The organism is Nevskia sp., assembly GCF_023266035.1.
Lineage (GTDB): Bacteria > Pseudomonadota > Gammaproteobacteria > Nevskiales > Nevskiaceae > Nevskia.
In genome coordinates, this window is the sequence record NZ_JAHFRY010000083.1 from 1 (window position 1) to 22,356 (window position 22,356).

23 protein-coding genes are annotated in these 22,356 nt (G+C 64.9%); 11 read left to right on the forward strand and 12 right to left on the reverse strand.

Annotation, left to right across the window (positions count from 1 at the left end):
* Window positions 1-46: 46 nt before the first annotated feature.
* A complete protein-coding gene (locus tag Q0D45_RS13575) occupies window positions 47-727 on the reverse strand; it encodes a paraquat-inducible protein A (RefSeq protein WP_293393714.1) in 681 nt (226 codons plus the stop codon).
* Window positions 724-1,365: a paraquat-inducible protein A gene (locus Q0D45_RS13580; RefSeq protein WP_293393716.1), complete on the reverse strand. Its 642-nt coding sequence runs from the start codon at window positions 1,363-1,365 to the stop codon at window positions 724-726. The genes Q0D45_RS13575 and Q0D45_RS13580 overlap by 4 nt, the downstream gene beginning before the upstream one ends.
* A gap of 67 nt (window positions 1,366-1,432) precedes the next feature.
* Here Q0D45_RS13580 and Q0D45_RS13585 point away from each other — a divergent pair, with 67 nt between their 5' ends.
* Window positions 1,433-1,645, forward strand: coding sequence for a SlyX family protein (locus Q0D45_RS13585; RefSeq protein ID WP_293393718.1), 213 nt, complete (start codon window positions 1,433-1,435; stop codon window positions 1,643-1,645).
* Between the two features lie 19 nt (window positions 1,646-1,664).
* Here Q0D45_RS13585 and Q0D45_RS13590 read toward each other — a convergent pair whose 3' ends face one another.
* Both Q0D45_RS13590 and Q0D45_RS13595 read right to left on the reverse strand, forming a co-directional pair.
* Window positions 1,665-2,501 carry an NAD-dependent protein deacetylase gene (locus Q0D45_RS13590; RefSeq protein WP_293393720.1) on the reverse strand — a complete coding sequence of 279 codons (837 nt, stop codon included), beginning with the start codon at window positions 2,499-2,501 and terminating at the stop codon, window positions 1,665-1,667.
* A complete protein-coding gene (locus Q0D45_RS13595; RefSeq protein WP_293393722.1) occupies window positions 2,494-2,661 on the reverse strand; it encodes an oxidoreductase-like domain-containing protein in 168 nt (55 codons plus the stop codon). The genes Q0D45_RS13590 and Q0D45_RS13595 overlap by 8 nt, the downstream gene beginning before the upstream one ends.
* A gap of 130 nt (window positions 2,662-2,791) precedes the next feature.
* Here Q0D45_RS13595 and Q0D45_RS13600 point away from each other — a divergent pair, with 130 nt between their 5' ends.
* From Q0D45_RS13600 to Q0D45_RS13620, 5 genes are all read left to right on the forward strand, one after another.
* Window positions 2,792-3,823, forward strand: a complete 1,032-nt coding sequence (locus tag Q0D45_RS13600) for a hypothetical protein (RefSeq protein ID WP_293393724.1) — start codon at window positions 2,792-2,794, stop codon at window positions 3,821-3,823.
* 69 nt (window positions 3,824-3,892) lie between these two features.
* A complete protein-coding gene (locus Q0D45_RS13605) occupies window positions 3,893-4,747 on the forward strand; it encodes an energy transducer TonB (protein ID WP_293393726.1) in 855 nt (284 codons plus the stop codon).
* Between the two features lie 226 nt (window positions 4,748-4,973).
* A complete protein-coding gene (locus Q0D45_RS13610) occupies window positions 4,974-5,516 on the forward strand; it encodes a hypothetical protein (RefSeq protein ID WP_293393728.1) in 543 nt (180 codons plus the stop codon).
* A 164-nt stretch (window positions 5,517-5,680) separates the two neighbouring features.
* Window positions 5,681-6,685: an LLM class flavin-dependent oxidoreductase gene (locus Q0D45_RS13615; protein ID WP_293393730.1), complete on the forward strand. Its 1,005-nt coding sequence runs from the start codon at window positions 5,681-5,683 to the stop codon at window positions 6,683-6,685.
* A 69-nt stretch (window positions 6,686-6,754) separates the two neighbouring features.
* Entirely contained in the window at window positions 6,755-7,558 is an 804-nt protein-coding gene (locus Q0D45_RS13620; RefSeq protein WP_293393732.1) for a DUF3014 domain-containing protein, read from the forward strand.
* Here the strand turns inward: Q0D45_RS13620 and Q0D45_RS13625 are convergent.
* From Q0D45_RS13625 to djlA, 4 genes are all read right to left on the reverse strand, one after another.
* Window positions 7,555-8,877 (reverse strand): glycosyltransferase family 39 protein, encoded by a 1,323-nt coding sequence (locus Q0D45_RS13625; RefSeq protein WP_293393758.1) that lies wholly within the window; start codon window positions 8,875-8,877, stop codon window positions 7,555-7,557. The genes Q0D45_RS13620 and Q0D45_RS13625 overlap by 4 nt on opposite strands.
* Before the next feature lie 10 nt (window positions 8,878-8,887).
* The gene (locus tag Q0D45_RS13630) at window positions 8,888-9,088 is read right to left on the reverse strand and encodes a DUF4169 family protein (RefSeq protein ID WP_293393734.1); all 201 of its coding nucleotides are present in this window, start codon (window positions 9,086-9,088) and stop codon (window positions 8,888-8,890) included.
* Window positions 9,089-9,147: 59 nt separating this feature from the next.
* Window positions 9,148-10,554: a wax ester/triacylglycerol synthase family O-acyltransferase gene (locus tag Q0D45_RS13635; protein ID WP_293393736.1), complete on the reverse strand. Its 1,407-nt coding sequence runs from the start codon at window positions 10,552-10,554 to the stop codon at window positions 9,148-9,150.
* Window positions 10,555-10,642: 88 nt separating this feature from the next.
* Complete coding sequence (gene djlA / locus Q0D45_RS13640; RefSeq protein ID WP_293393738.1) at window positions 10,643-11,452, reverse strand: co-chaperone DjlA; 810 nt, start codon at window positions 11,450-11,452, stop codon at window positions 10,643-10,645.
* Between the two features lie 147 nt (window positions 11,453-11,599).
* Here djlA and Q0D45_RS13645 point away from each other — a divergent pair, with 147 nt between their 5' ends.
* Window positions 11,600-12,199 carry a peptidylprolyl isomerase gene (locus Q0D45_RS13645; RefSeq protein WP_293393740.1) on the forward strand — a complete coding sequence of 200 codons (600 nt, stop codon included), beginning with the start codon at window positions 11,600-11,602 and terminating at the stop codon, window positions 12,197-12,199.
* Between the two features lie 70 nt (window positions 12,200-12,269).
* Here the strand turns inward: Q0D45_RS13645 and Q0D45_RS13650 are convergent, their stop codons facing one another.
* The 4 genes from Q0D45_RS13650 to Q0D45_RS13665 all read right to left on the reverse strand — a co-directional run bounded on the left by Q0D45_RS13650 (window position 12,270) and on the right by Q0D45_RS13665 (window position 17,890).
* Complete coding sequence (locus tag Q0D45_RS13650; RefSeq protein ID WP_293393742.1) at window positions 12,270-13,103, reverse strand: DUF4394 domain-containing protein; 834 nt, start codon at window positions 13,101-13,103, stop codon at window positions 12,270-12,272.
* Between the two features lie 233 nt (window positions 13,104-13,336).
* Entirely contained in the window at window positions 13,337-14,170 is an 834-nt protein-coding gene (locus Q0D45_RS13655) for a DUF4394 domain-containing protein (RefSeq protein WP_293393744.1), read from the reverse strand.
* Window positions 14,171-14,587: 417 nt separating this feature from the next.
* Window positions 14,588-16,567: a DUF1302 family protein gene (locus Q0D45_RS13660; protein WP_293393746.1), complete on the reverse strand. Its 1,980-nt coding sequence runs from the start codon at window positions 16,565-16,567 to the stop codon at window positions 14,588-14,590.
* Window positions 16,568-16,990: 423 nt separating this feature from the next.
* Window positions 16,991-17,890 (reverse strand): EamA family transporter, encoded by a 900-nt coding sequence (locus Q0D45_RS13665; RefSeq protein ID WP_293393748.1) that lies wholly within the window; start codon window positions 17,888-17,890, stop codon window positions 16,991-16,993.
* 264 nt (window positions 17,891-18,154) lie between these two features.
* Between Q0D45_RS13665 and waaF the strand changes: the two genes are divergently transcribed.
* The 4 genes from waaF to Q0D45_RS13685 form a co-directional block, all read left to right on the forward strand.
* Window positions 18,155-19,180, forward strand: coding sequence for a lipopolysaccharide heptosyltransferase II (gene waaF / locus Q0D45_RS13670; RefSeq protein WP_293393750.1), 1,026 nt, complete (start codon window positions 18,155-18,157; stop codon window positions 19,178-19,180).
* A 93-nt stretch (window positions 19,181-19,273) separates the two neighbouring features.
* Window positions 19,274-20,221: a branched-chain amino acid transaminase gene (locus Q0D45_RS13675; RefSeq protein WP_293393752.1), complete on the forward strand. Its 948-nt coding sequence runs from the start codon at window positions 19,274-19,276 to the stop codon at window positions 20,219-20,221.
* Window positions 20,222-20,252: 31 nt separating this feature from the next.
* On the forward strand, window positions 20,253-21,683 hold the full coding sequence (hldE, locus tag Q0D45_RS13680) for a bifunctional D-glycero-beta-D-manno-heptose-7-phosphate kinase/D-glycero-beta-D-manno-heptose 1-phosphate adenylyltransferase HldE (protein ID WP_366946448.1): 1,431 nt from the start codon (window positions 20,253-20,255) through the stop codon (window positions 21,681-21,683).
* A gap of 61 nt (window positions 21,684-21,744) precedes the next feature.
* A partial coding sequence (locus Q0D45_RS13685; RefSeq protein ID WP_293393756.1) for a PHB depolymerase family esterase occupies window positions 21,745-22,356 on the forward strand: 612 nt, incomplete at its 3' end.

Consider the following 22,356-nt stretch of genomic DNA (forward strand, 5'->3'; position numbering starts at 1 on the left):
CGGCGGATCTCGGGCTTAGGCAGTTCATCGGGAGGCAGGGCTGCGCTCATGGCGATAGCGGGTCTTTGGCCGCGTCGGAATTGACGGCGGGGGCTGCGGGTAGGGGTCTGGCGCGCCAGCGTGGCGTGTCCCAGTTCAGGCGTGGATCGAAGCTCATCGTCGCCAGCATGGTCAGCACCACAACGGCGCCGAAAGCGACGATGCCCGAGCCCGGTTCGACACTTGCCAAAGTGCCGAAGTGTACCAAGGTGACTAGCAGCGCCACCGCGAAGACGTCGAGCATCGACCAGTGGCCGATGTACTCGAGGATGCGATACAGCAGCGCCCGTTCGCGCGGCAATTGCCGGCCACCGCGCTGCACTTCGAGCAGCAGCAAAGCCAGCGCGCCCATCTTCAGCAAGGGCACCACGATCGATGCGGTGAAGACGATGATCGCCAGATCGTAGGCGCCGTCTTCCCACAGCGCGACGACGCCGGACAGGATGGTGTCGGACCAGCTTTCGAACAGCTTGGTCGAATGCAGCACCGGCAGCAGATTGGCCGGGACGTACAGGATCATCGCCGCGACCAGGAACGCCCAGCTGCGGGCCAGCGATTCCGGACGCCGCGCATGTACCGGTGTTGCGCAACGCGGGCAGTCGCTGCCGTGCGCAGGTCGTTCCAGCACCAGACCGCAGGCTTCGCAGCCGACCAGACCATGCTCGATGCCCCGGACGATCCTACTCATGCGCGTTGCGCCTCTTCGTGCAGCGCCCACAGCTCGCGCAATTCGAAGGTGCCGAGCGCAGTCAGCAGGATGGTCAGCACGCCGAACGCCCAGAGGCCGGGCTCCGGTTTCACCGATGCCAGATGCGACATCTTGATGATCGATACCAGGGTGCCGATCAGGAACACCTGCACCATGCTCCACGGCCGCAGCCGGCGCAGCCAGTGCATGGCATCGACGAACCACGGTGCCGGCAGCGTCAGGCGGCAGGCCAGCAGGACATAGAAATACAGCACGATCTGGGCGAGCGGGAACAGGAACACGGTGCCGATCAGGATGGCCGACACGACGCCGACACCCGACGTCCAGGTGGTCGCAACCAGACTCAGCAACCAGCCGCGCGTCGTGTTGCCGCCGGATTCCATGGTCACCAGCGGTGCCGCGTTGGCGACCACGAAAACGATCAGCGCGGCGATCGTGAGTGCCAGCATGGCGTCGAGATCGAGCAGCGGGCGGCGGTAGAGGGTCGCGCCACAGACATGGCAATCCGCCGCTTCGCCGCGCTCCAGCGGCAGGCGCTGGTGGACGCTGTCGCAGTGCTCGCAGATCGCGAGTTCCGGACGAATCTTGATTGCGGGATGGGTTGCTGGGCTGGGCATGCTCATGCGCCAAGCATAGCCCGTGCCTGCCGTTAAACTGCCGGCCTTGCAACGACGCCACGCAAACATGAGCAGTCCCGAAGAACATTTGGTCGAACTGGAAACGCGGATGACCTGGCAGGAAGACGCGCTGAACGTGCTCAGCGCCGAGATCCAGCGCCAGCAGCGCCTGATCGAACGGCTCGACCAGCGTCTGAAGGCGCTCGGCGATCGCCTGGCTTCCAGCGATCAGCCGGTGTTCCAGGGCACGGCGCGGGACGAGATTCCGCCGCACTGGTAGGCCGCTTTTACTCGGAAGCTCAGCAGGCCGGCTCTCTGGCCAGATGGGCCGCCGCCGCCAGCGTCTCGCCGCAGGGCGCATCAATCTTCACATCGACAATCTCATCGGCGCGGGTCTTTCCCAGGGTCAGCACGGCGATCGGCAAGCCGCGCTCGTGGGCGGCCACGGCGAAGCGGTAGCCCGAATAGACCATCAGCGATGAGCCGACGATCAGCAGGCCGTCGGACGCCTGCAAGGCCGCGAACGCGGCGTCGACCCGTTGGCGCGGCACGCCTTCGCCGAAGAACACGACATCCGGCTTCAGCATGCCGCCGCAGTCGATGCAGCCAGGCACCATGAACGCGCTGAAATCCGCATGTTCGAGATCGGCATCGCCATCGGGCAGCGCCATGGCGTCATGCGCTGCCCAGTCCGGGTTGTCGTCCTGCAAGCGCTGCTGGAAGACGCTGCGCGGCGAGTGCTGACCGCAGGCCAGGCAGATCAGCGTGTCGAGTCGGCCATGCAGGTCGATGACCTCGGTGCTGCCGGCGGCTTGGTGCAGGCCGTCGACATTCTGGGTGATCAGTCGCGTGATCCGGCCTTGAGTCTGCAGCGCCGCCAGCGCCCGATGCGCCAGGTTGGGCTGCGCCCCGGCGAGCAGCGGCCAGCCGATCATGCTGCGCGCCCAGTAGCGCGCCCGCTGCAGTGCATCGTTGCGGAAGACCTGGCCGGTAATTGGTGCTCCGCGCTTCCAGGCGCCGTCGGCATCGCGATAGTCGGGGATGCCGCTGCCGGTGCTGACGCCGGCGCCGGTGAGCAGCAGTACACGCGGCGCGGCGTCGAGAAAGCCGAGCAGCCGCTGCACGGCTTCAGTCATCGAGCGGAATGCCCTGCAGCCGGGCCATTTTCTGCCAGCGGCCCAGTTCGCGCAGATAGATGCGCAGTTCGCAGTCCGCGCAGCCACCGCCACAGCAGTCGTAGTCGACCGGCGGTTGCGGCTTCGGCGGCAAGGCTTCAGGGGATGACTGCGGGTCCAAGCGGGCGCTCGCGAGTGTTGATGGCGTACAGGATAACGGCCGGAACCACGGCCTGTGTCATTGCTGGCCGCGCCTGTGCGAAGCTAGCGAACAATTGTTTCCTACTGATTCCGAATTCTGGAGAAGCGTGATGGTCGACAAGAAAGCCGGTATCGCCGAGACCCTGCTCGAAGCGCATGTGCAGCACATCGTCGAGGAGATCAGCGGCCCGGGCCTGAAGACGTTGCTGGCCGAAGAAGTCGATGCCGCGCTGCTCGCTGTCGGCAAGCTGACCGTCGGCAACATGGTGACCCGCAAGCAGATCAAGGACACCGCTGCGGTGTTCGCCAGTGAAGTCGAGTTCGGGCCGGGACTGCCGGAACTGGTCGGCGAGATTGCCCGTCGCGTCTACGCTCACGAGATACACAGCAAGACCACGCCGGGCGATCTGCTGACCGATCAGCACTTCGAGGATTTCACCGATCAGATCCTCGAACTCGACACCCTGCGCGACAAGATCATCCGCGCCGCCGTGACCAGCCCGCTGTATGCCGATTTCGCCTCCGATCTGCTCTACAGCGGTATCACCGGCTACCTCGCGCAGAGCAATGTCGCGAAGAACATTCCCGGCGCCAGCTCGATGCTGAAGCTCGGCCGCGCCGCGCTCAGCGTCGCCACGCCGAAGCTGGAATCCTCGCTCGAAGAAGGTCTGCGCAAGTACATCGCCAAGGCCGTGCAGGCCTCGACGACCCGCAGTGCCGAGTTCCTGATTTCCCACGCCAGCCCCAAGCTGCTGAAGGAACTGGCGCTGGACACCTGGGACAAGCTGCGCGACGAACCGGTCGGCGCTCTGCGTGACGACATCGGCGAAACCGCCGTCGAAGAACTGTTCGTCACCGGTTTCGAAGCCTGGCGCCACCTGCGCAAGCAGGACTGGTACCGCATCGTCATCGACGCCGGCATCGACGGCTTTTTCGACAAGTACGAGAACGCGACGTTGACCACCTTGCTCACCGATCTCGGCATCGACCGCGAACGAATTCTTGACGAACTGCAGCGCTATGCGCCGTCGGTGATCAAGACGCTCAAGAAGAAGAAACTGCTGGAGCCGATCGCGCGTCGTCGCCTGGCCAGCTTTTACGGTTCGAAGGCGTTCGCCGACATCGTTGCCGGCACGGCCTGACGGTTCGTTGGGGGGCGCCGGATCAAGCCCTTCCGCTATCCTGCGGCGTCATTTGAAAGCAGGCACTTCGTGAACAACTGGCTCTTGTTTGTGGTGGTGATGGCGATCGGCAATGTGGCGTTCGCTGCCGAGCCGAACTCGGATGAAATGGCGCTGCTGACCAGCCGAACGACATCGCCGGAGCTATCGCCAGAACTGGTGCGTGCGCTCGAACTGGAAGTTCCGGAGTGGCACAAGAAAGGTGCGACGGGACCTCGAGTCAAGATCGGCGACGACGTTGGGCGCCAGTCGGCCGAGGTGGCGCTGGAAGCCTTGAATGCCTTGGATCCGGCAGTGCCGCAGAGTGATTTCGATCGCGCCTGGGTCGTCTATGAGAAAGGCTCCGCGCTGAAGACGCTGGGGCGTGATGACGAGGCGAGGCGCGTTTTCGAAAGCCTGCGCGACATGCCGCGCACCAACCTGCAGGACCGCAAGGTTTTGATGGCGCTTTATGGCCTCGGAGGCGAGCAGCATCCGGGCGGTTGTCCGTCGGAGGGGCGGCTGGTCATTTCCAAGTTCGATACCAGACCGGTCTATCCACACGCCGCTCTGGCACGTGGTATCGAGGGCTGGGTCAACACGATGATCGATGTCCAGCCGGACGGTTCGATCTCCTTCGTCTCCATCCAGAGTTCCAGCCTGCGCGTGTTCGAGCAGCCGGTCCTCTTCTGGCTGAAAAAGCAGCGCTGGCAACTGCCTTCCGGGGCCGGGCCGGGGCGTCCCTGCTTTGCCGTTGCGCCTGTGCATTTCGGCATACAGCCACCCGGGACGGCGAGATTTCCGCGTGACGGCATCGCTCCGGATACCGAATTCACCTACCGCTCGATCGGCGCCGCAATACGCGTTCGGGCTGCGGCGCGCGAGGCCGTGCTGGCCAAGCCCTGAGAGCAGGCGAGCGCTGCAGCCAGCGTGCTCGCGCAGTGCTCCGTTCAGAATCGATTCAGGCAGCAATCGGCACTCTCGGCCCCGTCATCAACGAGCGGCCAGTTCGGCTGTGCAGCATTCGACGCTTGGGCACGCTAACTGATGACTGCCTCATTGATGACACGTTAGCAAACGTCGAAGCATCAAAATTTGTTCAAAAAACCAGAAATCACAGGAGAGACTCCCGATGAATCAAAAGTCGTCCATTCGCCGACTGACCGCCCTCGCGGCCCTCGCCCTGCTGCCAGGCGTGGTTTCGGCGGCTGATTACAACTATGTTGAAGGTGGCTTCATTCAGCGCGATACCTACGGCCGCAGCGATGCCGGCGTCCGCGTTGCCGGCATGCTGGGCATTCACCCCAACGTCGCTGCCTATTCCGAATTCAGCAACAACGACGAGCTCAACCAGTTCAGCGTCGGTGCGGTTTTCCACACGCCGATCAATTCGGAATTCGATCTGTTCGCTGGCGGTGGCCTCGAGTACGTCGACATCGGCCAGGCCGACGACCTCGGCTACGGCCTGCGCGGCGGCCTGCATTTCACGCCGAGCAAGACCATCGAGCTGACCCCGGAAGTTCGTTACTTCAACGCTGTCGGTGATGGTCGGGTGGCGCTGCGTCTCAGCGGTGCTTACTCCATCGCGCCGCGTTTCGCGCTGGTCGCCGCGGTTCAGGGCGGTGACGACGACCGCATCGAAGCGGGCCTCCGGTATCGTTTCGGCGGCGTCTGACCGTCGGAAAGTTTTACCCGGAAGATGTAAGAAAGACGGCCGCGCAAGCGGCCTTCTTTTTGCCCGCCCCAATGCGTTCAAATGCGCTCGAAATGCGGGCCGGCAATTTCATTCGGTATCCTTCGGCGATGCGGCAAGCACCGCCCATCCGTGGAGACTCCCCGATGACCTTCGCTCTTTCCGTGCTCGACCTGGTACCAGTCTGCACCGGCTCGACTCCCGCCGAAGCGCTGCGCCGCAGTGTGGATCTCGCCCGCCTGGCGGAACGTCTCGGCTATACGCGCTACTGGTTTGCCGAGCACCACGCACTGGCGAGCGTGGCCAGCAGCGCGCCGGAAATCCTCATCGGCCATATCGCCTCGGCCACGAAATCGATCCGCGTCGGCTCGGGCGGCGTGATGCTGCCGAACCATGTGCCGCTGCGGGTGGCGGAAAACTTCCGCACGCTCGAAGCGCTGCATCCCGGCCGCATCGATCTCGGCATCGGCCGCGCACCGGGCACCAATGGCAATGCCACGCGCGCCCTGCGGGCGGCCGGCGGCGAACATTTTTCGGAGCTGATGAACGAACTGCTGCGCTTTGGCGGCGGTGGCTACGGGCCGGGACACCCTTACGCGAAAGTCACCGCGATGCCGACCGAGGTCACGCTGCCGCCGATCTGGATCCTTGGCTCCAGCGGCGCCAGTGCTTCGTCGGCCGGCGCGGCCGGCTTCGGCTACAGCTTTGCCAGCCACTTCAGTCAAGAGCCGGCGGCACCGGCTTTCGAGGCCTATCGCGCCGCGTTCAAGCCTTCGGACGCGTTTCCGCAGCCGCACGCGATTCTCGGTGTGTCGGTGGTCTGCGCCGAGACGGATGCCCGTGCCGATGAACTGGCGCAGTCGATGGATCTGACCTGGCTGCGCATCGGCCGCAACCAGTACCTGCCGATTCCGTCGCTGGCCGAAGCCGCGGCCTACGAGTGGAGCGAGTTCGATCGCCTGGAAGTGCGCCAGCAGCGCGCCCTGAGCATCGTCGGCTCGCCGGGCACGGTGCGGGCGAGGATCGAAGCGATGGTGCAAGACACCGGCGCCGATGAAGTGATGATCGTCAGCAACATCCACAACCATGCCGATCGCCTGCGTTCCTACGAGTTGCTGACCGCAGCACTGGCGCAGCGCGAAGCGGCCTGAACGGACGCGTTGGCTGGGGCAATCCCGTATATCTGTCCCCGTATATCTGTCGAACAACCGGAGCCGACGATGTCTGCAAACCGCTGGGGATTGATTCTTGTCGTGGCACTGCTGGCCGCCGCTGGTGCCTGGTTCAAATGGTTCAAGCCGATAACCGTCGTGCCGCCGCCGGTGCCGGTGGAAGCGATTGCCGAGCCGGCGCCGCCGCCACCACCGACGGATTACCCGGTGCCGGAGCCAGCACCCGCAGCGCCGGCGCTGCCAACCATCGCCGACAGCGATACCGCGTTCCGCGACGCCCTGATCGCGGTGCCGGGCGCGGCGCCGATCGAGGCCTGGCTGATTCCGGACATGCTGATCCGCCGCATCGTCGTCACCATCGACAACCTGCCGCGCGACAGAGTCGCCGTGAAGCTCCGGCCGCTGAAGCCGGTTGCCGGCGAGTTCCTAGTCGACGTCAATAAGATCGGCTACACGATCAGTGCCGACAACGCGACCCGCTACAACTCGGTGGTCAGCCTGTTCCTGGCAATCAGCGATGACGCGCTGGTGGCCTTGTACTTTCGCTGGTATCCGCTGTTCCAGCAGGCCTATCGCGACTTGGGTTATCCGCAAGGCAGGTTCAACAACCGGGTCGTCGAAGTGCTCGATCATCTGATCGCCACGCCGGACATCAGCGAGCCGGTGCCGCTGCTGCGGCCGAAGGTGCATTACGAATTCGCCGAGCCGGCGCAGGAAGACGCTTCTGCCGGTCGCAAGCTGCTCTGGCGCATCGGCCGCGAGCATCGCCTGATCACGATCGCCAAGCTGAAAAGCCTGCGAGGAAGGATCGTTGCCGGGGTTGCTGCGCCGGCTCCGGCCGCTACGCCTTAGCGCAGCGCTGGCGGCACGCTGTCCCGATTGACTCTGCGCTGCTCGCGGTTGAACACGGCCAGCACGGCCTGGGCCGCGAGGATGATCACGAAGCCATCGAACGGAATGCGGAAGCGCAGTTCGCCGAGCGAAATGAACGCGGTCAGCATCAGGCCGAGCAGCGGCGTCAGCAGCAGCCATTCGGCGAGGCTGTCGTCGCGCAGCCGGATCAGTCTGGGCGCGCGGTAGATCAGCCAGGCCAGCGCCAGCGGCAGTAACAGCCACTGCAGCAGCCACTGGTAGGCACGGCTCCAGTTGCGCTGCCGATAGACCGCGCCCGGCCAGAAGTCCCGGCCGACAAACAGATCGGCGACATTGCGCAGGCTCCAGCGCAGTGCGGCCGCAGGGTCGGCAGCGATGCGCTTGTTCAGTTCAGCGACATTGGCGGGTACGTCGTAGGCGCCGAAGTTCAGGCGCACCGGCGCGGTGTAGCCGCGCATCGGCGCGCTCGGGCTGGTGAACGAATAGGTGCTGTTGCGCACCGGGTCGACCCAGACGAACTCCGCGTATTCGCCGGCATGGCCCATCAGCGCGTTCATGCCGGTGTTGGTGCTGACCAGGCAGAAATGCTCTTCGGCCAACCGCGTGCAGCGCTCGGCGAGCGGCAGCAGCAAGCTGCTCATGCCGATCAGCACGCCGGCCGCGAGCGTCAGCGCGCCGCGGCGGCGATTGCGGATCAGCCAGATGATGACCACGATGCCGGTCACGGCCACCGGCAGCAGGATCGTCGCTTTCAACGACGCCGCCAGCCCCGCGAGCAGACCGGCCGCCAGCGCCCAAACGGCGGTGCCGAATGGCCGCGATGCAGTGATCGCCTTGATCAGGCACGCGTAGGCCGCCACTAGGCAGAAGGTGAACGGATTTTCGGCGAGGAACAGGCCGGCGTAATGGAACAGCGGCAGGTACAGCGTCGTTGCGACCAGGGCCAGCACCGCCACCCGGTTGCCGTACAGCGCGCGGGCGATGACCCAGATGCCGGCCATGGTGCCGAGCGACAGCAGCCATTGCGCGATCACGGTCAGCCCGGACGTCGGGTCGAGCTGGTGCAGCTTGGCGAACAGCATCGAGGTGCCGGGCGGATACAGCGAATCGCCGATGTTCTCGGGCCCGCCGGCCACCCGGTTCAGCGCCCGCTGCACATAGCCCTGCATGTCGCTGTAGACATGCAGGGTCGGCGGATGGAGGACCAGCACGTAGATCAGCCGCAGCAGGCCACCGCCCAGCCAGCAGGCCCAGACGATGGCGCGTTGCGCGCGGCTCAGCGGCAGGAGGGGCTGCATCACGCTGGCTTCAATCGTCCGAGGGAGCGGCAGGCGGCAGTTCGCGGCGCAGGCCATCGAGCCGCTGCGCCGCTTCGGCTTCCGCCGAGGCATCGCGCTGCTTCTCGGCCTTGGTTCTTCCGAACTTGACGCGATTGGCGGCGGCCAGCGACTCGGCTGCGGCGCGCGCTTTCTGCTTGCGCGCCTTGTTCAGATTGATCAGCTCGGCCATGCGGTGGTCGCGTCGTCAGCGGTGATGGTTATGACGAAGTCGGCGGCTGACCGGTCCGGTCAGCCGCCGACTTCGTCGTCGAGTTCATCGAGTGCGGCCTTGCTGTAGACGGCGAGGCGCTGCAGATGCGGCAGGCCATCGCGGCAGCCGATGAAGCCGAAGTTTAGCTGGTCGACATAGGACACCACGGTGATGTTCAGGCCGTAGCCGTGCATCGGGATCGACAGCGGGTAATAGGCATCCAGCTTGAAGCCGCGGAAGTACAGCAGCTTGGTCGGCCCCGGCACGTTGGAGATGACCAGATTGAATGCCGGCCGGATGCGCCCGACGGTGCCCGGAATCCGCGCCAGCAACAGCGGTGCCATCAGCAGCGCGCTGTACTGCATGATGCCGTTGCGGGTCATGCCCTGCAGTTGCGCCTTGGCGGCACTCGTCGAAGCGATGATCGCCTGCAGACGTTCATGAGGATCGGCGATATCGGTGGCCAGCGAGGCGATGATCGCGCCGACGGCATTGCCGCCGCCCGGATCGTCCTTGGGCCGGACGTTGACCGGCAGCATCGCGGTCAGCGGCTGCGCGGGCAGGGCATCCAGCTCGCGCAGCAGCCGATGAAGAGCTGTCGCGCAGATCGCCAGCACCAGATCGTTCAAGGTGCCGCCGTGGGCCTTGGCGACGCGCTTGAGCCGATCCAGCGAGAACTGCTGGGTCGCAAACCGGCGGTTGCGGCCGATCTTCTGGTTGAGGATCGACTTCGGCGCCTGCATCGGCGCGACCAGCGCCGGATCGCGTGCCTTTTCCGGCTTGAGCGCGCCGAGGATGGTGTCCTTCAGTACCCGGGTGATGGTCTTCGAAGTATCGAACTGCTCGCGCGCCAGCGTCATCAGCGCTTCCATCGTCGGCACCTTCGGGCTCACGGCCGCCTTGGCGGCGCGGACCTTGGGGATCACCGAGAAGAACATCGGCGTGTCGAGTTCGGCGGCGCTGGATGACAGACTGCCCGACAGCAGGCGGATGCCGGTATAGCCGTCGACCAGCGCGTGATGCACCTTGAAGTAGATCGCGAAGCGGCCGCCTTCCAGGCCTTCAATGAAGTGCACTTCCCAGGGCGGGCGATGGAAGTCGAGCCGGTGGCTGTGCAGCCGCGAGACCAGGATGCCGAGTTCGCGCTCGTCGCCGGGCGAGGGCAGGGCCGAGCGACGGATGTGGTATTCGACGTCGAAATTGTCGTCCTCGACCCAAGCCTGCAGCGGATTGGCGAGGCGGTTCGGATACTTGAGCTTCAGATTCCACGGCGGCTGGGCGATAGCGCTGGCACGCACCTCGTCCATCAGCTTGCGCAGCAGCGACGGGTCGGCATCGTCCGGCGGCGAGAACGGCATCAGCGCGCCGACCTGCATCATGGTGTCGCCGGACTCCCCGGCAAGGAACGTCCAGTCCAGCGGATTAAGGCGCTTGGTTGCGCTCATGTTCGGTCTCCCCTCGCAGTGCAAGGAGCATGACCGAAGATACGTTTGTTCACCAGCAAGCCCCAACCGAACTCGGGCTGGCGCGGCTTCAGCTCTTGACGCCGCCCCGCGCTCGCTCGATGCGCTCGTAGGCGGCGGTGATCCGCCGGGTCTTTTCCTCGGCCAGCGCCCGCATGCTTTCCGGCAGGCCCTTGGCGGCCAGCTTGTCCGGATGGTTCTCGCTCATCAGCTTGCGGTAGGCGCGCTTGACCTCGCCATCGTTGGCCGTCGCCGGCACGCCGAGCACCTGATAGGCGTCATCGAGCGCCGAAGGGCTTTCCCGGTCGCGATTGAAGCCGCCGCCAGCGCCACTACTTCCGGCGCCGCCGCCACGCATCATCGCTTCGAACATCGCGACATCGTGGGCGGACATGCCCAGGCCGCGGGCGATGCGCAGCAGCATCGCGTGCTCGGCCGGGTGGGTCTGGCCATCGGCGGCGATCGCCGACACCTGCACCTGCAGGAACAGCTGGCGGAACACCGGCGCACGAGCGCTGGCGCTGGCGAAGCGAGCGACTTCGGCGTCGAGATCGAAGCCCGCTTCCTTGCCGCGATTGAAGGCGCGCTTCGCCGCTTCGCGCGCTTCCGGGTTCAGGCGCAACTGGTCGAACAGCGCCTCGGCAACGCGTATCTCCTCGCTGCTGACCTGGCCATCGGCCTTGCAGACCGCGCCCATGACCGCGAAGGTCGAATCGAGGAACTGGGTCTGGACCTGGCCGATCTTGCGCACCGCCGTCTTCAGCAGCAGTCGCCCCACCAGCGGCAACAGCGCCCAGACCAGCAGTGCTCCGAATGCCGCGCCACGCCAACCGTTTACGGCCAGGCCGATCAGGCCGCCGACAATGATGAAGAATTGCATGGCCCCAGTTTATTGAAGTTGTGCCGATCAGTCTTGGCGGCGCCCATGACAGGCACTAATCGCGGCCTGAAACAAAGACTGTGCAAGCGATCAGCGAGCGCGGCTATGCTCCGCCCTCGCATCCCTCGCCAGAACACGAGCCCACCCATGACCGTACCGATGACCCGAATCCTTGCCCGGCTGCTGCTGGCCACCACCACCCTGTTCGCTGCCCAGGCCTATGCCGCCGATGCACCGGCCGCGCCGCCGGTGGTCAAGCCGGTGGACCTGGAAAACACCCTCTATCTCGATGTGCCGGCCGGCCGCGTGGTCATCGCGCTGCGTCCGGATCTGGCGCCCAAGCATGTCGCGCGGATCAAGGAACTGTGCCGCAAGGGCTTCTACGACGGCCTCAAGTTCCACCGCGTCATCGAAGGCTTCATGGCCCAGACCGGTGACCCGCTCGGCGATGGCACCGGCGGTTCCGGCAAGACGCTGGAGGCTGAATTCTCGTCGGCTCATCACGGTCGCGGCGTCGTTTCGATGGCCCGTGCCGCCAATCCGAACTCCGCCGACAGCCAGTTCTTCATCATGCTCAACGACGGCGATTTCCTCGATGGCAAGTACACCATCTGGGGTCAGGTGGTCAGCGGCATGGAGTTCATCGACGCCGTCAAGAAGGGCGACTCGCGCAACAACGGCACCGTCAGCGGCCCGACCAAGATCATCAAGATGCAGGTCGCGGTAGACGCCGAAAAGAAGAAGTAATCGCGCAACGAACTGCGCCGCTCTCTTTCGGGAGCGGCGCAGGTGCTGCAGCCGGAGTTGCTGCGAGGTTTTACTGGTTCGGCGGCACCGCGAAATCAATGATCCGGCGCGGCGTGGTCGCCAGCGGCGCCGACACCGTGCCGGTGAACAGATCTACCGAGTACAAGGTCGACGTGACATTGCCGTTGTCGACGGCGATGTAGCCGATATTGGTCACCGCCTTGCCGTCCTTCAGCGTGGTCAGGATGTCGAGACCGCTGTACAGGCCGATCGGAATCGACAGCTTGGTGACTGGCGACAGCGTGCCGTTGTTCGGCGGCGACTGGATATCCAGCTGATCGAGCGTCGAGTCCAGCGTGAACAGCGTCGTGCCGGTCGCCGGGTCGTAGTCGTTGTTGCTGTAGGCAACATCGCAGATGCCTTGCACGGTAGGTCCGGCGGTGTTCAGCGGCGATGCCGGCGGATAATCGAGCGGGTCGTCGACCAGGGTGATTGCGGTGTTCAGGTCGTGGCGAAGATTCTGGCCGCTGTTGCTGACGATGCGCAGGCGATCGGCAGCCGGGTTGAAATCGACGCCGAAAGAAGTGCCTTCCAGTCGGACCGACAGGGTCTGGCGGAAAGTCATTACCGAGTTGCTGGTATCGATGGTGTAGATGCCGCCATTGTTGCCGACGCCGTACAAGAGGCCGTCCTGGATGCGGTAGTCGATGCCGACCAGCGAGGTGTCGCCATTGGTGAAACCGACCAGGTAGCCGAACCGGGTGATCGAGTTCGCGTCTTCGGAATCGTAACGGGCGAGTTTGTTGCCTGCGGTCACCACGTAGATCGTCAACGCTGAAGCGGTATGGCTGAAAGCGCCCAGCATCAATGCCGAAACCGTCAGCAGCAGTTTGTGTCTTTTCATCTGGGTCTCTCTTCTCGTTTTCATTGGTTCTGGATGCCGCCATGGCCGTACAGATCAGGCCGGACAAGGTGCAGCAATGTACGACGCAGGCTCGGTGCCTGGACACTGCAGGGCAAAAATATCGGCATCGGGAATCCGAATCGGGATTCCGACGACCCGGCTGCTGACCGGGGAGCTGCTCGTCTGAAGCCAAGTACCTGCCCGGGTCTCGATCCGGGCAGGTACCTGGCCGCCTACTGGTTCGGCGGCACCGCGAAATCGATGATCCGGCGCGGCGTGGTCACCAGCGGCGCCGAAACCTTGCCGGTGAACAGGTCCACCGAGTACAGCGTCGAGGTCACGTCGCCATTGTCGACGGCGATGTAGCCGGTGTTGGTGACGGCGCGGTTGCCGTCGACCTTGGTCAGGATGTCGAGGCCGCTGAACGTCCCGAAGGTCACCGACAGCTTGGCGACCTTGGTCAGCGTGCCGCTGGCCGACGGCGACAGGATCGACAACTGGTTGGTCGCCGCATCGAGCACGAACAGGGTCGTGGCGGTCGACGGATCGCTGTCGTTATTGCTGTACGCGACATCGACGACGCCCTTCGATGTCGGTCCCGGCGTGTTCGGCGATGAGGCCGAGGGGTAGTTGAGCGCGGCTTCAGCCGTGGTCACGCCGGTGGACAGATCGTGGCGCAGGTTCTGGCCAGCGTTGCTGACGATGCGCAGGCGATTCGCCGTCGGATCGAAATCGACGCCGTAGGAAGTGCCCTGCAGACGAACCGACAAGGTCTGCCTGAAGGTCATCAAGGCGCTTTCGGTATCGATCGTGTAGATGCCCCCGTTGTTGCCGACGCCGTAGAACAGGCCGTCCTGAGGGCGGAAATCACAGCCGATCAGCGAGGTGTCGCCGTTGGTGAAGCCGCTCAGGTAGCCGAATCGGGTGATCGACTTCGCGTCTTCGGAATCGTAGCGAGCGAGCTTGTTGCCCGCGGTCACGACGTAGAGCGTCAGTGCCGACGCCGTATTGCTGACAGCGCCCAGCGCCAGTGCCGCGGTCGCCAGGAGCAGCTTGTATCTGTTCATTTCGATTTCATTCTCGGTAAGGGACTGGGGCGATCAACCCCGAAGGACCCGCTGTATCGCGTGACAGCGCCGCGAATGTACGCCACGGGCGCCGCTTTGAATGAAGAAAAGGTGAAAAATTCCATGGCATCGCGTGAACCGTTCGTATGGAACGAAAATTGACGCCGGCCTAAGGCTCGCCCAGGCCTTCTGAGGTACTGCCTGCAGGCTCATTGACGCGGGCGCCGAGGTAGAAGCCGAGAGCGGAGAAGAAAGCCGAGGTTCTCGGGTCGGTTCAGTACTTCGCAGAGTACGAAGTGACCCCATGATCGCGCCGACTGTGGGTGGGAACAGCAGCGCGGCCCTTGTCTGCCCGGGGTTTCCGGGCAGACGAGGGAGGTCCATTCGGCCGTCCGCTGCGAATGGTCGTACTCGCGGTCAGAACTGGTAGCCGACCCGCAGGCTCAGTTCGTCGGCGAAGTCGAAGGTCGACAGGCTGTTCTCGTTCGGGCTCGACAGGTGGCCGTTGATGTAGTTGTAGAACATGTCGACGGTCCAGGAACCGCTGGGCTTCCAGCGCACGGCAGGCTGCACCAGGATGCCGCCCTGGGTGTCGTAGAGCACCGACAGATCGGCGCGCCAGACCAGCTGCGCAAACGGTTGCTGCAAGGCGAACACCACGGCGTCATAACCACCCTTGACGCCGGGCGCGGCCGTCGTCGCCGTGCCGCCCTGGCCTTTCAGCGAACGGCCGAACAGGTCACTGGCAGTCTTGTGCAGCCACTGGGCGACCATGTACGTCGCAGGTAGCTCGGTCGAAAAGCGCTGGTATTTCTCCATCACCAGGGCTGTGGTCAGCTCCGATTCGGTCAGGAAATCGCGGCTGAGGCTGGGATTGGTGAACACCCGGTTCGGCGTGTACAACGCTTCGAAGTTGACGATCAGCTGATCGAGCAACGAGCCCGGCGTGCTGTTGATGACATAGCTCAGGCCACCGCCGAAATTGTTTTCGGCACGGTATTCCCGGGCGATGTGGCCACGCAGGCCGGCGTTGTTCTCGCCCACGGCCGCTCCGCCGGCCAGCGCGAAGAAGGTATCGAGCGTGGCGCTCGCTGCGGCGAAGCCGGACTGCGGTCCGTCAGGAGTGGCCACCGGTACGGCGCCGAGCAGGGCCGCTGCCGGAAATTCGTTGATCGCCGCATTGAGGCCAGTGACACCGTTCAGGCGCGCCATGCCGGCGTAGGTGAACCATTCCTCGGCGGACCAGATGCCGGTCGGATCGACCTCGAACGCCGTGTCCTGCAGCACCTGACCGGAGCCGACCAGGCCCGGCAGGTCGCGGTTGACGCCGGATTTGGTCCAGCGGAATACGCCGTCCGGGTTGTAGCGGCGCACGGCGATCGCCTGTACGCCGACATCGCCGATATCGCCTTTCAGACGCAGGCCGTAGCTGATCTTGCTGTCGAAGTCGCCGTAGCGGTCGTGCACCGTGAACGCCGATGCAATGACGTTGTAGCTGGTGTTCGGATTGCCGTAGACGGTCGGCTGGAATTTCTGCACATAGGCATCGGCCAGCCAGTTGTCGGCGAACTGGTAGGAGGCGCGTACCGCCAGCGCCGGCACCCGCTTGTCGGAGAACTCTTCGGATGCGAAATCGAGCACCGAATGACGACGCAGATCGAGGCCGTCCGGCACGTCGAGCACCCGGAAGAAGATGGCCTGACCCCAGGCGATCTGCTGATTGCCGATGCGGACGTCGAGCGGGCCGCGGTTGTAGTCGAGGAACAGCGCCGGGAAGGTGATCAGATACTCGCGGCCGCTCCATTCCAGCGGGTTCGGATGATTCTTGCCTTCGGCTTCGAAGCGGAAATAGTTCGGCTTGCCGTACAGCTTGCCGACCGCCATCGAGTTGAATTCGTGGGGGTCGTATTCGTTGTAGAGCGCCGGATCGAAGATGCCGGACATCTTCGCCTGCAGGGACAGATTGCTGGTGAACTTGATGTCGGCTTCGAGCCGGGTCCGCAGGATCGCCAGATTGACGCTGCCGTCTTGCTGCGGGCCGGCGCGGGTGGTGGTGTCATTGATCGGAACCGGGCCGCCGTTGGCGTCGGTCAGCACGTAGAAGCGCGGGGTTGTCCGGCCGTTGTAGAGCCAGCCCTGCTGGTTGTAGGGATTGTCGTCGCCGCTGGTGCTGATCGCGGTTTCCTGACGGATGAAGCCGCCGAACGAGAAGCTGAGCCCGGGCGCGCCCAGGATGCCCTGGGTGTCGGCATCGCTGCTGCTGCTGGTGCCGGCGGCTGCGGAAGCGCCTGAATTCTCGCTGACCGGTGGAGCCGCTTCGTCGGCGTACGGCGTTGGCGTCTCGGGCGGCGTGGCGGCCCCATCGCCTTCCGCAGCCTGGACATTGACGGACAGCAACAGCAACGACCCTGCACACCACACCACAGGTTTTCTCGAACGCACTTGATCATCCCTCCCGGTTTCCTGACGGGTTATCCGAAACGGACACCTCGTTCTGGCTTGCACGGCCTAGATCCCGGTGGGGCGCTGCGACATTTGCGCTGTAACACCGGATCGATGCCGTCGATTTGCAAACTGCAGCAGTTACGGGAGGAACCTAGGAAATGGCTCGCGGCGTGGTAATACCCGATCGTGTAGGCCGCACTGCGGCAAGAAATGCTGCAGCTTGCATCGGCGGCGTTGACCCGCTCGGCTGCAAGCCTTTGCTGGCAAGGGTTCCAGCGTTATCGGCGGCCGGCTTGCAAGCTGCAGCATGCGCCGCCGGCCACGGCGGGCAGGGGATGAACGGTGCAGCAGAGCCCGTCAACGGTAGCGCTGCTTTCAGCGGGCTGGCGGCGGCGTTCGCGTGCCGAGGTAGACGCCAAATGCGGCGACGAAGAAGCCGAGGATCTCGAGTCGGGTCAGCACTTCGCCGAGCACGAAGTGACCCATGATCGCGCCGACCGCCGGCACCAGATAGAACAGCGCCGCCACCTGGGTCGCAGCACCGTTGCGGATCAAGAGGAACAGCAAGGCGAAGCCGCCGACCGAGTTGACCAGCACGATCCAGGTCGTCGACAGCCAGAACGCCTGGCTGCCATCGGTGTGCAGACCTTCGAGACCCCAGGCCAGCGGCAGCAGGGCGAGGCTGGCGGCGGTGTTCTGGATCGCCAGGCCGGCGCGCAGATCGATCGCCGAGCCGTAGCGCTTCTGGTACAGCGTGCCGCAGGAAATGCCGAGCAGGCCGAGCAGCAGCGCGCCGATCGACCAGACATCGGCGCGAGCGCCGACCAGACTTTCGCCGATCACCAGCCAGACGCCGGTGAAGCCGACCAGCAGGCCCAGCCACTGCAGCTTGCCGATGCGCTCGCCGAGCAGCAGCGAGAACGCCGACACCGACAGCGGCATCGCGCCGATCACCAGCGCCGACAGGCTGGCACTGGCGCCGAGACGCATCGCGCCGTAGACGCCACCGAACTGCAGCGCCAGTTGCAGCAGGCCGACGATCGCACTGTGCGCGGCAGCGCGATGTCCTGGCCAGCGCACCTTGGCGATCAGTGCCAGCACGCCGAAGATCGCCGCAGCGCAGGCGAAGCGCAGGCACAGCGCAGTGAACGGGCCGCTGTGGCCGACCACGATCTTCGCGGTGGGATAGCCGGTGCACCAGATCAGCACGAAGCTCAGACCCATGACCGGGCCCAGCCAGCGGGCGCGTGACGGCGTGGTGGGGACAGCGTTCATCGACACAGGGAACTCGGAGCAGGCGGGGCGGCGAAGGATAAGCGAGCGGATAAACTGCGGCATGCCCGCCGACTCTCGATTTCCCCTCCAAGGTTTGTCTCCTTCCCCCGTGCACGGGGGAGCTGTTGGCCGAACAGAGGAGTGCCATTGGGCACTCCGATGTAAGCCGACGGCGGGATGGGGGCGTTGGACGGTAGCGCTCACTTCAACCGCCCCCTCCCCAACCCTCCCCCGCGAAGCAGGGGAGGGAGTAGGGGGCTTCCGATGACCAATGACCTGCTGATCGTCGGCCCGGCCTGGGTCGGCGACATGGTGATGGCGCAGTCGCTGTTCATCCGGCTGCGTGAGCGCTATCCGGATGCCGCGATCGATGTACTGGCGCCCGGCTGGTCGCTGCCGATCATCGGCCGCATGCCGGAGATTCGCGCCGGCATCGAACTGCCGTTCGCCCATGGCGAGTTCAACTTCGGCGGCCGGCGACGGCTGGGGCTGTCACTGCGTGATCGCGGTTATGCGCAGGCGATCGTGCTGCCGAACTCCTGGAAGTCCGCCGTGGTGCCGTTCTTTGCAGACATCCCGCGCCGCACCGGCTACGCCCGCGAATTCCGCTACGGCCTGCTCAACGATCTGCGGCCGCTGAACAAGGCTTTGTTGAAGACAACGCCGCAACGCTTCGTCGCGCTGGCCGACGACGGCCCGGCGCGCGTAGCGCCCACCGTGCCGGCGCCGCGCTTCCGGGCCGATGCCGAACGTGCCGCGCAACTACGAGTCGATCTGGCGCTCGGTGACGGCCCGGGCATCGCCTTGATGCCAGGCGCCGAGTACGGCCCGGCCAAGCAATGGCCGGCGGCCTATTACGCGCAGCTGGCTGCGGAGCTCGGCCGGCAAGGCATCCGCAGCTGGATCATCGGTTCGAAGAAGGAACAGCCGCTGGGGGCCGAGATCGTCGCAGCCTCGAATGGCGCGGCGATCAATCTCTGCGGCCGCACCAGCCTGGTCGATGTCATCGATCTGGTCAGCGTTGCCCGTGCCGTGGTCTGCAACGATTCGGGGCCGATGCACATTGCGGCGGCAGCGGGCGCGAAGGTGGTCGCGATCTATGGTTCGTCGACGCCGGATCACACGCCGCCGATGACCGAACACACCGTGATCCACTACCGGCGTCTCGCCTGCAGCCCCTGCTTCGAGCGCAACTGCCCGCTGAAGCCACCTGCAGAACCGATGGCCTGCCTGACCGGCATCCATCCGGACGCGGTTTTATCGAGCCTGACGCGGCTTGCAGACTTATAATGCGCGCCGTTCGGGTACGCGCCGGGTCGCCCAGTTCGGAGTCTCCCGTCCCCTTTCACAGCCCGGCTGCAAAAATTTCGAGGAACGAAGCAAATGACGACGATGGCCGACCGTGATGGCTTGATCTGGCTCGACGGCGAAATGGTGCCGTGGCGTGAAGCCCAGACCCATGTCCTGACCTACACGCTGCATTATGGCGTCGGCTGCTTCGAAGGTGTCCGTGCGTACCACACGCCGAAGGGCACGGCGATCTTCCGGCTCGGCGATCACACCAAGCGCCTGTTCAACTCCGCGAAGATCCTCGGCATGAAGATGCCGTTCTCGCAGGAAGTGATCAACGAGGCCCAGCTTGAAGTGCTGCGCGCCAACAAGCTGAAGGAAGCCTATCTGCGGCCGATGGTGTTCTACGGCGCCGAAGGCATGGGCCTGCGCGCCGACAACCTGAAGACCCACGTGATGGTCGCCGCCTGGACCTGGGGCGCGTATCTGGGTGCCGACAACGTCGAGCGCGGCATCCGCGTGCGTACCTCGAGCTACACCCGTCACCACGTCAATTCGATGCTCTGCCGGGCCAAGGCCAACGGCAACTACATCAATTCGATGCTGGCGCTGAACGAAGTGCTGAAGGACGGCTACGACGAAGCGATCATGCTCGACATGTCCGGCCACATCGCCGAAGGCAGCGCCGAGAACATCTTCCTAGTCAAGGACGGCGCGCTGCACACGCCGGATCTGAATTCCTGCCTCGACGGCATCACCCGCAAGACCATCATGCAGCTGGCTGCCGATGAAGGCATCCCGGTGTACGAGCGCCGCATCACCCGCGACGAGATGTACATCTGCGACGAAGCCTTCTTCACCGGTACCGCCGCCGAAGTGATGCCGATCCGCGAGATCGACAACCGGGCGGTTGGCGCCGGCAAGCGCGGCCCGATCACCGAAAAGCTGCAGAAGCTCTACGTGGCCTCGGTCAAGGGTGAGCGCAGCGAATATCCGGAGTGGCTGTCGCACACCAGCTCAGCTGCCGCCAAGGCCGCTTGAGTTCGCCTGCCGCGTGAGTGACCGTGACGAGGTGATCGCGGCAATCCCGGCCTTCCAGCGCGCCCGCGTGCTGGTGGCCGGCGATGTGATGCTCGACCGCTACTGGGTCGGGCCGACCGGTCGCATCTCGCCGGAAGCGCCGGTGCCGGTGGTGCGCATCCAGAAGGACGAAACCCGTCCTGGCGGCGCGGCCAACGTGGCGCTGAACATCGCTTCGCTCGGTGGCGCTGTGCAGTTGCTCGGCGTCGTCGGTCGCGATGAAGCAGCGGGCAAGCTGCGCGAAGCGCTGATTGCCAAGCACGTGCTGCCGACGTTTACCGAAACCGCGTCCTGTCCGACGATCACCAAGCTGCGCGTGCTGTCGCGCAACCAGCAGCTGATCCGGCTCGATTTCGAGGAATCGCTTGCGGTGGCCGGTGCCTTCAATCGCGAGGACTATCTGGCCAGCTTCAAGACGGCGCTGGCCGATTGCTCGGTGGTGATCCTGTCCGACTACGGCAAGGGCACCCTGGCCGATGCCGCGCTGATGATCGCTGCCGCGCGGGCCGCGAACCGGCCAGTGCTGGTCGATCCGAAAGGTAGCGACTGGCGGCCGTATCGCGGCGCCACCCTGATCACGCCGAACCTGTCCGAACTCGAAGCCGTGGTCGGCCCCTGTCCGGACGAAGCGACGATCGTCGCCAAGGGCACCAGGCTGCGCGACGAACTCGGCATCGACGCGCTGCTGGTCACCCGTTCGGAAAACGGCATGACCCTGCTGGCGCCGAATCAGCCGCCGTTGCATCTGCCGACCGTCGCCCGCGAAGTGTTCGATGTCACCGGCGCCGGCGATACGGTGATCGCCACCTTCGGTGCCGCGCTGGCGGCCGGCCATGATTTCGGCCACGCGGCGCGCATCGCCAATCTGGCCGCCGGCATCGTCGTCGGCAAGCTTGGTACCGCAACCGTCACCCAGAGCGAACTGCTGCGCGCGATCCGCCGCCAGCACGAGGACGACAGCGCCGTGCTCGCCGAAGACGAGCTGCTCGAACGGGTGCGCGCGGCGCAGGCCCAGGGCCAGGTCATCGTCATGACCAATGGCTGCTTCGATCTGCTGCACGTCGGCCACGTTCGTTATCTGGAAGCGGCGCGCCGGCTCGGCGATGTGCTGATCGTCGCGGTCAACACCGATGATTCGGTCAAGCGTCTGAAAGGGCCGACCCGGCCGCTGAACAACACCGATGACCGTATGCGCATGCTGGCCTCGCTGAAGTGTGTCGACTGGGTGGTGCCGTTCTCCGAAGACACACCGCTGCGCCTGATCACCGCCGTGCTGCCGGACCTGCTGGTCAAGGGCGGCGACTACCGGCCGGAGCAGGTCGCCGGTCACGACGTGGTCAGCGCCAACGGTGGCCAGGTGGTGATTCTCGATTTCCACCCCGGCTATTCGACGACCCGGATCATCGAGCGCGCACGCGGCTGAAGCAGCACCGAGCCACACCCGGAATCCCACCCTCAAGGAACACCTGATGCGACTGAAGTCGATGCTTCTGCCTGCCCTGCGAACCCTGGCAATCGCCCTGCTGGCGCTGTTCGCACAGTCGGTGTTCCTGCCAGCCGATGTTCAGGCCGGGCGCTTCCAGCCGGTCAGCGGCGTGACCACTTTCGAAGGCGAATTCACCATCAGCGGCCAGCGGCGACGCGTGCTCTACGTGCGTCCGGTCGCGAACCCGGCTGGCCTCGCACCGGCCATCGTCGTGCTCCATTACGCCGGTGGTGATTCCGAGGAAATGGCCAACCTGATCGAGATCGGCCAGCTGGTGCGCGACACCGGCGTCTGGGCGATCCTGCCGAATTCGCGTGGCCGTAACTGGGCCTTCGATCCGGTTGCTGACCGCAACGGCCCGGATGATGTCGGACTGATCACCCGGGTCATCGACAATCTGGTCGCGGCCTATCCGATCGACGCCCGGCGGATCTATCTGACCGGCTTCTCGTCCGGCGGCTTCATGACCCAGCGCTATGTCTGCGAGCGCTCGGAGCGCGTCGCCGCCGCTGCCTATGTGTCCTCGACCCTGCTCGACAGCCTGCGCAAGGTCTGCAAACCGTCGCTGCCGACGCCGATGCTCGGCATGCATGGCAACCGCGATCCCAAG